General features: G+C 70.1%; 9 protein-coding genes. 1 reads left to right on the top strand and 8 read right to left on the bottom strand.

The window, feature by feature from the left end; genetic code table 11:
- Positions 1-78 precede the first annotated feature (78 nt).
- From GL325_RS14125 to GL325_RS14110, 4 genes are all read right to left on the bottom strand, one after another.
- Entirely contained in the window at positions 79-1311 is a 1233-nt protein-coding gene (locus tag GL325_RS14125) for an acyl-CoA dehydrogenase family protein (RefSeq protein ID WP_154595819.1), read from the bottom strand.
- Between the two features lie 44 nt (positions 1312-1355).
- Complete coding sequence (locus tag GL325_RS14120) at positions 1356-2165, bottom strand: SDR family oxidoreductase (protein WP_154595820.1); 810 nt, start codon at positions 2163-2165, stop codon at positions 1356-1358.
- A gap of 68 nt (positions 2166-2233) precedes the next feature.
- Positions 2234-2932 (bottom strand): HAD family phosphatase, encoded by a 699-nt coding sequence (locus GL325_RS14115; RefSeq protein WP_187769929.1) that lies wholly within the window; start codon positions 2930-2932, stop codon positions 2234-2236.
- On the bottom strand, positions 2929-4440 hold the full coding sequence (locus GL325_RS14110; protein WP_187769928.1) for an AMP-binding protein: 1512 nt from the start codon (positions 4438-4440) through the stop codon (positions 2929-2931). The genes GL325_RS14115 and GL325_RS14110 overlap by 4 nt, the downstream gene beginning before the upstream one ends.
- 162 nt (positions 4441-4602) lie before the next feature.
- On the opposite strand from GL325_RS14110, the gene GL325_RS14105 reads away from it, so the two are divergent.
- A complete protein-coding gene (locus GL325_RS14105) occupies positions 4603-5106 on the top strand; it encodes a thioesterase family protein (protein ID WP_187769927.1) in 504 nt (167 codons plus the stop codon).
- A gap of 66 nt (positions 5107-5172) precedes the next feature.
- On the opposite strand, the gene GL325_RS14100 is transcribed toward GL325_RS14105, so the two are convergent.
- From GL325_RS14100 to GL325_RS14085, 4 genes are all read right to left on the bottom strand, one after another.
- A complete protein-coding gene (locus tag GL325_RS14100; RefSeq protein ID WP_187769926.1) occupies positions 5173-7392 on the bottom strand; it encodes a S8 family serine peptidase in 2220 nt (739 codons plus the stop codon).
- A gap of 98 nt (positions 7393-7490) precedes the next feature.
- Positions 7491-9494 (bottom strand): S8 family serine peptidase, encoded by a 2004-nt coding sequence (locus GL325_RS14095; protein WP_187769925.1) that lies wholly within the window; start codon positions 9492-9494, stop codon positions 7491-7493.
- A 144-nt stretch (positions 9495-9638) separates the two neighbouring features.
- Positions 9639-10175: a 50S ribosomal protein L17 gene (rplQ, locus tag GL325_RS14090; protein ID WP_187769924.1), complete on the bottom strand. Its 537-nt coding sequence runs from the start codon at positions 10173-10175 to the stop codon at positions 9639-9641.
- Between the two features lie 34 nt (positions 10176-10209).
- Positions 10210-11220 (bottom strand): DNA-directed RNA polymerase subunit alpha, encoded by a 1011-nt coding sequence (locus GL325_RS14085; protein ID WP_154595827.1) that lies wholly within the window; start codon positions 11218-11220, stop codon positions 10210-10212.
- Positions 11221-11255: the final 35 nt, after the last annotated feature.

Here is an 11255-nt window from a genome sequence, read left to right as displayed (position 1 = left end):
CGGCGGGGATGGGAGGCCACGCTGGGCGTGGCCGGGCGTGCGGGCGGTCCAGGGACCGCCCGCACACACCGGTGGCGCTCAGGCGCGGGACAGCTCGGCTTCCATGCGGCGCAGCTCGACACGCGCGATGGTGCGCTTGTGCACCTCGTCCGGGCCGTCCGCGATCCGCAGGGTGCGCTGGTGCGCGTAGAAGCTGGCCAGCGGGAAGTCGTCGGTGACGCCGCCGCCGCCGTGGACCTGGATGGCCCGGTCGATGATCTTCAACGCGATCTCGGGCGCCGCGACCTTGATGGCCGCGATCTCGGTACGAGCCTTCTGGTTGCCCACGGTGTCCATCAGGTACGCCGTCTTGAACACCAGCAGGCGGATCATCTCGATCTCGATGCGCGCCTCGGCGATCCAGTCCTGGATGTTCGAGCGCATCGCCACGGGCTGACCGAACGTCGTGCGGCTCTGCGCGCGGCTGATCATGAGGTCGAGCGCGCGCTCGGCCATGCCGATCGAGCGCATGCAGTGGTGGATGCGGCCCGGGCCGAGGCGGGCCTGGCTGATCATGAAGCCGTCACCCTCGCCGGCCAGCAGCGCGGTCTTGGGGACGCGGACGTCCTCGAACAGGATCTCGGCGTGGCCCTCGCGGTCCATGTAGCCGAACACCGGCAGGCCACGGACGATCGTGACGCCCGGGGCGTCGATCGGGACGACCATCATCGACTGCTGACGGTGGGTCTCGGCCTCGAGGTTGGTCTTGCCCATGACGATGAGGACCTTGCAGTTCGCGTGCAGCGCGTTCGACGCGAACCACTTGCGCCCGTTGAGGACGTACTCGTCGCCGTCGGCCACCATGCGCAGCTCGACGTTGGTCGCGTCCGAGCTGGCCACGGCCGGCTCGGTCATGCAGAACGCCGAGGCGATCTCACCGGCGAGCAGCGGCTTGAGGTACTTCTCCTTGTGCTCCTCGGTGCCGAACAGCTGCAGCACCTCCATGTTGCCGGTGTCCGGGGCGTTGCAGTTCATGGCCTCGGGGGCGATGTAGGGGCTGCGACCCATGATCTCGGCGAGCGGCGCGTAGTCGAGGTTGCTCAGACCCGGCGAGCCCCAGGCCTCGTCCTTGTGGGGGTGGAACAGGTTCCACAGGCCGCGCTTGCGCGCCTCGGCCTTGAGCTCCTCGAGGATCGGCGGGTGGAAGTTCGGATCGCCGGCCTCGGCCATCTGCCGGTGGTAGACGGCCTCCGCCGGGTAGATGTGCTCGTCCATGAAGGCGAGCAGCTTCTCCTGGTACTCCTTGGCAGTGTCCGAGAGTTCGAATTGCATGTCAGCTCCTTGGCTGTTCGGTGGGTCGCGTTCGAGCGCGATGATCAGGCGAGTGAGGCTTGGTAACGGCGCATCCCCGCGAGCCAGCGGTCGATGTCGCCGGTCTTGCGGGAGGCGAAGACCTTCACCTCGGGGTGGGGCAGGATGAGGAACTCCTCGGCCGCCATGGCCCGGAGCACGATCGCGGCGACCTCGTCGGCCTCGAGCACGCCGCCGGCGTCGGTGACGGCCTTCGCGGCGCGGCGCTGCGTCTCGTTGGTGACGGGTCCGCCGCCGGTGAGCATGTCGGTGTTGACGCCCATGGGGCACAGGCAGCTGACGGCCACGCCCTGGTCGCCGTACGTGATCGAGAGCCATTCGGCGAACGCGACGGCACCGTGCTTGGAGACCGAGTAGGTCGCCGAGCCGATCTGCGTCAGCAGGCCGGCTGCCGAGGCGGTCGAGACGAAGTAACCCTGTCCCCGCTCGATCCAGCCGGGCACGAGCAGGCGGGCCGCGCGCACGTGCGCCATGACGTTGACCTGGTGCGCGAGGTCCCACTCCTCCTCGGAGGCGTCCAGGGACACTCCCCCGCCGACCCCGGCGTTCGCGAAGTAGACGTCGACCGGACCGAAGGACTCCTCGGCGGCGGCGATCAGCTTCTCGATCTGCTCGGTGCGGGACACGTCGCCGGCGACCGCGACAGCGGATCCGGGGGTCTGCGCGTTGAGGCGGGCCGCCACGGAGTCGACACCGTCGGCCTTGAGGTCCGCCAGGACGACCCGGGCGCCGGCCGTGACCAGCGCCTCGGCCAGAGCGGCTCCGATGCCGCCACCGGCTCCGGTGACGACGGCGACCTTGCCGGTGATGTCCATGCTGCTCCTTGTGTCGGAAGGGGTCGGGGTGACGTGGTTCACACTCTAACCTGAATTCGGGCTCAAGTTCAAGAACGGTTTTCGGCGCGGAGATCGCCGACCGGGAGGGAGAGCAGATCCGCGAGGTGCCCGATGGTCCGTTCGGCACTGCGGTGCACGACGCCGCCCAGCCCCAGCGCGTGTGCGGCGCGCACGTTGATCGCCAGGTCGTCGACCATGAGCGCCTCGGCGGGCGAGACGTCCAGCCGCTCGCAGGCGATGCGGTACAGCGCCCGCGACGGCTTGCGGACCCCCTCGCGACCCGAGATGACCTGCACGTCGAACAGCTCGTCGAGGTCGTGCCCCGTGTAGCAGTCCCGGCCGAGGGAGTTCGAGACGAGGGCGACCGCGACGCCGTGCTCACGCAGGCGCTCGACGGCGGTGCGCATCGCGACGTCACGTTCGAGGCCACGCTGCATCGCGGCGATGAGGCCGTCCGGCTCGATCTCGACACCACGGGCCGCCAGCGCACGCGCCACGGCCGCCTCGAACTCCTCGTCCTCGATGCGGCCGCACTCGTGCTCGACGAGCGCCGCGCTCGCGGCCTCGTCCTGCGCCACGACCTGCAGCAGCAGGTCGGGGTCGCCACTGATCTCGAGGCTGCACCGGGCGAACGACTCGAACACGCTGGTCGTCAGCACTCCCCCGAAGTCGAACAGCACGGCGCGCGGCGGCGCCTCGGAGGCGAAGACGTCGTCCTGCTCGGCCCGCGCCGTCCCGGAGGTCATCGGGCGCGCGCTGCGGCGCGGGCGATCTCGAGCAGCGCGTCCTTGTCGATCGCGCGCTTCTGGATCTTGCCCGTCGCGCCCTTGGGCAGGGTGTCGACGAAGGAGTAGACGCGCGGCACCTTGTAGGCCGACAGTCGCTCCTTGGCCCAGGCGCGCAGCTCCTCGCCCGTCGTCTCGTGACCCGGCGCGAGAGCGATGACCGCGGCGATCTCCTCGCCGTAGTGGTCGTCGGGGATGCCCACCACAGCCACCTCGACGATGGCCGGGTGCTCGTAGAGCACCTCCTCGACCTCGCGGGGGTACACGTTGTAGCCACCGCGGATCACCAGGTCCTTCACCCGGTCGACGATCGTCAGGTAGCCGTCGTCGTCGAGCGATCCGAGATCGCCGGACTTCAGCCAACCGTCGACGAGCTCGCTCGCGGTCGCCTCGGGCCGGTTCCAGTACCCCTTCATGACGGTCGGCCCCTTGATGAAGACCTCGCCCACCTCACCGGGCGGCAACACCGCGCCGGTGGAGTCCCGGACCTCGATGACGGTCCCGGGCAGCGCGGGACCGGTCGTGCCGGTGCGCTGCTCGCGACGCAGGTCGTTGAAGGTGGCGGCACCGGTCGTCTCGGTCAGGCCGTAGCCCTCGAGGATCGTGCAGCCGAAGCGCTCGCCGAAGGCCCGGATGACCTCGACGGGCAGCGAGGCGCCGCCGGACGTGGCCATGCGCAGCGAGGCGAAGTCCTCGGGGGTGAAGTCACCCTGCGCGTGCAGCATCGCGTTCCACATGGTCGGCACACCCGAGAGCGTCGTGAGCCGATCCGCACGGACCATCTCCAGCATCTTCACCGGATCGAACGGACTCAGCAGCGAGAAGGACGCCCCCACCGCGAGCGCCGTGTTCATGCACACCGCCTGCCCGAAGACGTGGAACAGCGGCAGCGCGGTACCGAACCGGTCGTCGTCACTGAGCTCCAGGACGGGCGTGAAGGAGTCCACGGTCTCGACGAGGTTGCCGGCCGTCAGCTCGGCACCCTTGGGCCGACCGGTCGTGCCGGACGTGTAGAGGATGATCGCGGTGTCGTCGGGCTCGTGCTCGTGGGCCTGCATCAGGGGCTCGGCCTCGATGGTCACGCCCGGGTCGAGCTGCCAGAACGGGATCCCGCGCCGCTCGGCCGCCGTGCGCGCAGCATCGGCGCACTCGTGCCAGGCGATGACCAGCGACGCGTCGCAGTCGTCGAGGACGTAGTCGATCTCGGGCACCGTCGACATGACGTTCATCGTCGTGACGGTCACCCCGGCCGCGTGCAGGCCGTAGTAGACCTCGGGGAACTCGGGGATCGTCGGCGCGATGAACAGCACCCGATCGAGAGGTTGCAGGCCGGCGGCACGGACGGCGCCGGCGACCCGCCGGTTCGTCTCGCGCAACTGCTCGAACGTGATCGTGCGGGGCGACCGGACGGCCACCCGGCCCGGCTCGGAGTCGGCGTGGGCCCAGACGCGGGAAACGATGTTGACCATGTCGTCCTTCGATCGCAACTGACGTGACGACACGTGTCGTGCGTCACAAGGTGAACTTGGTTTCAGTTTTAGCACCTAAACGCGGCCACGTCACCCCGGGTACCCCCGACGAGGCGGGCGAGGGATATGAAACTCGATTCAACTATGGTTAGAGTGACCGCCATGACCACCGCCACCGCGCCCACGATCGACGACGTCTCCGGCCTGGGGACCGCCCTGTCCCTGGTCGCGCCGCCCGAGTTCGAGGACGGCAACGGACACGTCAACGTCGGCCACTACTACCGGCTGCACATGGAGGCCTCCGACGCGGCCTTCACCGAGCTGGGGTTCGACGACGCCTACCGCGCTCGCACCGGACACAGCGTCTTCAGCGTGGAGCACCACATCCGCTTCCTCGACGAGTCCCTGGTCGGCGACGAGCTGTCGGTCCACCTGCGCATCCTCGGCGTCGCACCCAAGGCGATCCACGGGCTGACGATCGTGGTCAACCGCTCGCGCGGGACGATCGCCAACACCCTGGAGTTCCTCGAGCTCCACGTCGACCTCACCTCGCGGCGGACGACACCGATGCCCGAGCACCTGACAGAGGTGCTGCGGGACCGACTCCGTGAGCACGAGGCACTGCCGTGGTCGCTGCCCCTGGCCGCACCCCTGGGCGTCCGCTGAGGCGACGCCGCGGCGCAGGGCCCCGTCCGCATCGGACGGGGTGACTCCTTCGCCGCGTGACGCGACTCAGCGGGAGCGGACGACCTTGCTCGTCGCTGCCGAGCGCACCGTGGCACTGCCGGAGTAGACGACGCGGATGCGGTGCTTGCCCTTCTTCAGCTTCGGCAGGGTGATCCGCAGGCTGCCGCCGTGCTTGGCCTGCAGCTTCCGTGTCGCGAGCCGCTTGCGGCCGTCGTACACCCGCACCGTGCCGGTGGGACGCACGCCGCGCGCCGCGATCCGCACGGTCACCGGCACGCGCTTCGTGCGCTTGACCTTCGACGGCACCGACATCCGCACCGTCGCCTTCACCTTGGCCACCGGCTGGGGCGTCGGCTTCGGGGTCGGGGTCGGCGCGACCGGCACGTCCACCGACGCCGCCCGCGAGGCACCGGCGAAGGGCCCCGAGGCCACCGTGTCCCGCACGGTCAACGTCCGACCCAGGTCCGCGGCGACGACCCGATAGGTCGCTCCCGTGCCGACCTTCGTCGCTCCTCGCCACCAGGTGATGGTCGAGCCGGCGCCTCCGGTCGTCAGACCGCGCGACTGGCCCTGCAGGACCACGTCGAGTGCCGGCGTCCCGGTGATCTTCGGCGCGCCGAGGGGCGCCGTCACCCGGGACAGGTCCAGGATGCCCGCGCCGCAGGCCGTCCGTCCCGTGGTGGTGCAGTCGAGCTCGTCGGTCGTGAGCGACGCGGTCCCGCCGCCGATCGTGCGTTGCCCGTAGGGCACGGTCGAGAACGGCTGAACCGCCGACTTCAGGCCCGCCTCGACGGCGGCAGGGCCGGTGATGCCCAGGGAGTACAGCAGTGCCGCACCCGCAGCCACGGCCGGAGCGGCCATGCTCGTGCCCTGGTAGAAGCCGTAGCCCGCCGCCGCCGGTCGCGTCGCACCCAGGTTGATGGTGGACAAGATGCCGCGCTCGGCCGACGTGGTGGGCACCTGCATGTCACCGCCGGGTGCGGCGATGTCCGCCCCCTCCCCCGCGGTCGAGTACCAGGAGCGGTGTCCGGTGTCGCTCGAGGCGGTGACGCTCACGTACCCGGCGCAGGACGCGGGCACGCTCAGGTTGAGCGGCGCGATCGCCTGGCCGGACGAGTTGCCCGCAGCGGCCACGAGCGTCACGCCGCGCGCCCGAGCCACGGTGGCGACGTCGCTGTAGAGCTCACAGTCCTGGGCGGCCTCGGCCGCCGAGTCGTACACGCCGCCGAGCGACAGGTTGACGACCTTCGCCGGCGTCGGGTTCAGGGGCACGCCGTACTCGCGCAGGTCCTCGCCGGACGCCCACAGGATCCCGAACACGATGTCCAGGTCCCAGCCGCCGCAGTGGCCCATGACGCGGACGGGCTGCACCTTCACGCCCGGCGCCACGCCGGCCACGCCGATACCGTTCCCGGCCTTCGCGGCGACCGTGCCTGCCACGTGCGTGCCGTGCCAGGAGCTGTCGGCCGTGTAGTCGGCCGGGTCGTCGATCGGGCCGAAGCACTTCGTCACCAGGCCCTCGTCGAGCCAGTCGCCCGGATCGGCCGGATCGGCGTCCCATCCGTTCCCGTCGCCGGCATTGATGTACGTGCGGTCGTAGTGGCAGGCGTCGCCGACCGGCGTGCACTCGTCGTCGACGAAGTCGTAGCCCGCGACCGTCTGGCCGACCAGGTCAGGATGCGCGGCGAGGCCGGTGTCGACGACCGCCACGACCACGGAGGGGTCGCCCTTCGTGGAGCGCCACAACGCCGGTGCCTTCGTGCTGAAGCCGCCGTTCGTCGGCAGGCCGTCGATGGTGTCGCGGGTGTCCCACAGGTTCCCCTGGATGAGGAAGTGCGGGTCGTCGACCGAGACCGGCGGCACGCTGGAGGCCGATCGCAGCCGGTCCGCGATGACCCATTCGACATCGGCACGTGCGTCGATCTCGGCGATCGCCGCATCGAGCTCGCCGACGGGGACCGGGTCCTGCAGCCGCAGGACGGACAGCCCGGCCGGCGCGCTGCTGGTCGACGCCACATCGTTGCCGTCGGGCAGCTCGGTGCGCGCGCTCCGGGCGATCGACGCACGTCGGGCGGGCGTGTCCGTGCGCGCCTTCACGATGAGGCCGCGGGCCAGGGCCGGCGCCTTCGCGCCCGCGGGATCGGTCGTGACCGACACAGCGGTGCCCGGCGGCGGGCCCGACGGCGCCGCCGAGGCGCCGACGTCGACCATCACGGTGGCCGCGACAAGGACCGGAAGGACCAACAAGGGCAGGCTGCGGCGCACGGCGGTGTCCTGACGGGAGGGGACGTCTCGACGAACGAGGTGAACCTCAGCAGGTTACCGGTGCCACGGGTGTCACGTCCCCCCTTTGGCGCAGGAGATCAGCGGACGCGGACGACCTTGCTCCGCTTGGCCGCACTCACCTTGCCGCTGCCGGAGTAGACGACCCGGATGCGGTGCTTGCCCTTCCTCGTGATCTTGGGCAGCTTGATGACGACCTTGCCCTTGTTCTTGGCTTTCAGCTTCTTGACGGCGATGCGCTTCTTGCCGTCGTAGACCTTGATCGTGCCGGTCGGGCGCACGTAGGGCGCCTTGACCTTGACCGTCATCTTGGCGCGCGTGGACTTCTTGAGCTTCGACGGCAGGCCGAAGGCCAGACGAGGCTTGACCTTCACCGCGACCGAGCTCTGGTGGAAGATCCCCGGCGAGCCGTTCGTGGCGGTCGCCCGCACCGTGACGACCTTGCCGATGTCGGCCTTCGTCACCCGGTACGCGGGGCCCGCAGCGACGGCGCGGCCGGCACGGAGCCAGGTGAGCTTGACGGTGGCGCCGTTGCGCCACGCCCCCGGCGTCGCCCGCAGCGTGCCACCGGGCCGCGGCGTTCCGGTCAATCGGGGCGCACTCGTCGGGGCCTTGGCGGTCAGGACCCGGTGGGCGCTGACGACACCCGCGCCACACTGGGCCACGGAGCACCCGGCCGCCCGTCGTGCAGTGGCCTTGAGTACGCGCTCGACCACGTCGGGGTGCGTGATCCCCGCCGAGTACGCCATCGCCGCAGCGGCCGAGACGCTGGGCGCGGCCATGCTCGTGCCCCGGTACGCCGGATACGAGTTGGTCTGCGGGCCGGTCGCGCCGGAGTTCGCGGTCGAGTAGATCGCGACGCCGGGAGCGGCCACGTCGATCCCCGCGCCGTAGTTCGAGAAGCTCGCGCGCAGTCCCTGCTGGTTGGTGGCCGCCACCGCGATGTACCCGGGGCACGACGAGGGCACGTTCTGGGCGTGGTTCCGCCCGTTGTTGCCCGCGGCCGCCACGATCGTCGACCCGCGCGTGCGCGCGACCGACGCGATCTGGCCGTAGAACTTGCACAGCTCCCGCACGTCCGCGGGCCGAGGCACCCACCCACCCAGCGAGAGGTTGATGACCTTGGAAGGGGTCCGGTTGACCGGGACGGCGCCGTGACGACGGCCGTCGTAGCCGGTGACGTTCACGCCCGAGGCCCACAGGACCCCCATCGCGATGTCCCAGTCGGTGCCGCCGCAGCGCCCCAGGACGCGAACCGGCTGCACCTTGACCGTGGGCGCAACGCCCACGACGCCACCGTTGTCGCGCTTCGCCGCGATCGTGCCGGCGACGTGGGTGCCGTGCCAGGTGCTGCGGCCCTGGGCCATCCCTGCGCACTGGCCGGCGTAGTCGCGCCAGTCACCGGGGTCCGCGGGGTTGGCGTCCCAGCTGTTGCCGTCGTTGGCACTGGTGAACGAGTTGCGGTACCGGATCCGCGAGCAGGCGAGGTTGGCGCAGTCGTACTCGTCGTCGACGAAGTCGCGACCCGCGACGGACTGCCCCTCCAGATCGGGATGGTTGGCGACCAGGCCCGTGTCGACGACCGCGACCCGCACGTTCGGGCTGCCGGTGGTGATGTCCCAGGCCTTGTCGGCCTCGACGCCCCAGGCGCCGTTGAGGTTCCAGAGCCGGCCGTCGCGGAAGTACGAGTCGCTCGCGGTCGCCGAGGGCAGCCGGACGCCGTTGGGGACGACCCACTCGACCTGAGGGTCGGACTCCAGCACCTCGATCGCGGCGTCGAGATCCTCGGACTCGACCTCCTCGGACAGCTCCAGCAGGCCGAGGTCGGCCGGGCCGGAGGTCGTCTCGGCCACGCCGATGTCGCTGGGCAGCTCGGCGGCGACGTCGTCGACCAGGTCGGCCACGGCACCGTCCGCGTCATCGGCGAGCTTGACGATCAGGCCGCGGGCGGGCTGGGACAACGGCGCGGTGTTCAGCGGGTCCGGAGCATCGGCCGCGACTGCTGGCAGCGAGCCCGCCGCCAGGGCGCAGGTCAGCGCCGCAGGCACGAGCAGGGTGAGTGGGCGGCGCAGCCACGGCGTCATGATGGACCTTCCCCCGACAATGTCTCGCCGACCCGCTTCACGAGTGGCTCTTGATGGTAACCCGCGGGTGCGAGGCGGAGGCGACGCTGCCCGGGAACGACGAAGCGCCCACCCCAGCGGGATGGGCGCTTCGAACGAGAGGTGTTACTTGGCCTCGTCCTGCGTGGACTCGGTCGCCTCGTCGGCCGGAGCCTCGGTGACCTCAGCGGTCTCCTCGGCGGGCGTCTCGACGGTCTCGTCGGTCACGGTCTCCTCGACCGGGGCCTCCTCGACAGCCGGAGCGGCCTCGGCAGCCGGAGCCTTCGGCGCGGCGGCGTCGAAGTCCTTGGCCTCCACGATCTCGATGACGGCCATGGGGGCGTTGTCGCCCTTGCGCGGACCGATCTTCGTGATGCGCGTGTAGCCGCCCGGACGGGTGGCCATGGCCGGACCGATCTCCGTGAAGAGCGTGTGCAGCACGCCCTTGTCACGGATGACCTTGACGACGTGGCGGCGGTTGGCCACCGTGTCGGTCTTGGCCTTGGTGATGAGGTGCTCGGCGTACGGGCGCAGGCGCTTGGCCTTGGCCTCGGTCGTCGTGATGCGGCCGTGCTCGAACAGGCTCTGGGCCAGGTTCGCCAGGATCAGCCGCTGGTGCGAAGGGCTGCCGCCGAGGCGAGGACCCTTGGTGGGGGTGGGCATGTCGTTACTCCTGAATCAGTGGTGTCAGAGCAGTTCAGTACTGCTCGTCCTCGGCGAATCCGGCGTCCTCGTCGAACGTGTCGATGACGGCGGACGGATCGAAGCCCTGCGGGCTGTCCTTGAGCGACAGACCGAGCTCGGCGAGCTTGGCCTTGACCTCGTCGATCGACTTCGACCCGAAGTTGCGGATGTCCAGCAGGTCCTGCTCGCTGCGCGTGATGAGCTCACCCACGGTGTGGATGCCCTCGCGCTTGAGGCAGTTGTAGGAACGGACGGTGAAGTCCAGGTCCTCGATCGCCAACGCGAGGTCGGCGGCCAGCTGCTCGTCCACCGGCGAGGGGCCGATGTCGATGCCCTCGGCCTCGACGTTGAGCTCACGGGCCAGGCCGAAGAGCTCGACCAGCGTCGAACCGGCCGACGCGATCGCGTCGCGCGGCAGGATCGAGGACTTGGTCTCGACGTCGATGATCAGCTTGTCGAAGTCGGTGCGCTGCTCGACGCGGGTGGCCTCGACCTTGTAGGTGACCTTCAGGACCGGGCTGTAGATCGAGTCGACCGGCATGCGGCCGATCTCTTCGTCGCCCGTCTTGTTCTGGACGGCCGAGACGTAGCCGCGGCCACGCTCGACGACCAGCTCGATCTCGAGACGACCCTTGTCGTTGAGCGTCGCGACGTGCAGGTCCGGGTTGTGGACCTCCACGCCGGCCGGCGGCGTGATCGCCGCGGCGGTGACGTCACCGGCGGTGTCGGCCCGCAGGTACATGACCACGGGCTCGTCGATCGTCGACGACACGACGAGGTTCTTGAGGTTGAGGATGATCTCGGTGACGTCCTCGGTGACGCCCTCGATGGTCGAGAACTCGTGGAGGACACCGTCGATCTTGATCGAGGTGACGGCCGCACCCGGGATCGACGACAGCAGCGTACGACGCAGCGAGTTGCCGAGGGTGTAACCGAATCCGGGCTCGAGGGGCTCGATGACGAACCGCGAACGGAACTCGTCGACGACCTCTTCGGACAGAACGGGGCGCTGTGCGATCAGCATGATGCATCTTCCTTTCCGGTCCCACCGCTATATGA

Source organism: Aeromicrobium sp. 636 (genome assembly GCF_024433585.1).
GTDB lineage: Bacteria > Actinomycetota > Actinomycetes > Propionibacteriales > Nocardioidaceae > Aeromicrobium > Aeromicrobium senzhongii.
This window is presented reverse-complemented; position numbering and strand designations above follow the sequence as displayed.